Here is a 1,071-nt window from a genome sequence, read left to right on the forward strand (position 1 = left end):
TGCTGTCGGGCAAGTCCGAGGCCGCGGTGCGCGCGCAGGCGGAGCGGCTGCTCACGCACGTCCGGGAGAACCCGGACGTGCCGGTCGCGGACATCGGCCACTCGCTGGCGCTGACCCGTTCCCGCTTCGAGCACCGCGCGGCCGTGGTGGCGGCCGACCGGGACGACTTCGCGGCGGCGCTCGCCGCGCTGGCGGAGGGCCGCCCCACGCCCGGCGCGGTGCGCGGCGCGGCGTCCGAGGAAGCCCGGCCGGTGTTCGTGTTCCCGGGCCAGGGCGCGCAGTGGGCGGGGATGGCGGTCGAGCTGCTCGACACCTCCCCGGTGTTCGCGGCGCGGATGGCGGAGTGTGCGGCCGCACTCGCTCCGCACACCGACTGGTCTCTGCTGGACGTCGTCCGCAGCGGCGAGGGCCTGGAGCGGGTGGACGTGGTCCAGCCGGTGCTGTGGGCGGTCATGGTGTCGCTGGCCGAGCTGTGGCGCTCCTACGGCGTCCAGCCGGCCGCGGTGATCGGTCACTCCCAGGGCGAGATCGCGGCTGCTGCGGTGGCGGGCATTCTGTCGCTGGAGGACGCCGCCAAGGTCGTCGCCCTGCGCTCCCGCGCCATCACCGCGCTCGCCGGTCTCGGTGGCATGGTGTCCGTCGCGCAGCCCGCCGCCTGGGTCCGGGACACGGTCACCGCCTGGGACGGGCGGATATCCGTCGCCGCGGTCAACGGTCCCTCGTCCACCGTGGTGTCGGGCGAGGTCGACGCCCTGGACGAGTTCCTGGCCCACTGCCAGGCCAACGACATCCGCGCCCGCAAGGTGGACGTGGACTACGCCTCCCACTCCGCACACGTGGAAGCCATCCGGGAGGAGCTGGCCGGCCTGCTGACCGGCATCACCCCGCAGCAGGGCGGCACGCCCCTCTACTCGTCCCTGACCGGCCGTCTCCTCGACATCAACGACACGCCGATGGACGGCGGCTACTGGTACGACAACCTCCGCAACACGGTGGAGTTCGAGAACGCCACCCGCGCCGCCCTCGCCGACGGCCACACCGTCTTCGTCGAGGTCAGCCCCCACCCGGTCC

1 protein-coding gene is annotated in these 1,071 nt (G+C 73.9%); it reads left to right on the forward strand.

What is annotated here, in order from left to right:
• Positions 1–1,071: acyltransferase domain-containing protein (locus A2U95_RS31250; RefSeq protein WP_166029295.1), on the forward strand; the 1,071-nt coding region annotated here is incomplete at both ends.

This window comes from Streptomyces chilikensis (genome assembly GCF_001642695.1).
Lineage (GTDB): Bacteria > Actinomycetota > Actinomycetes > Streptomycetales > Streptomycetaceae > Streptomyces > Streptomyces chilikensis.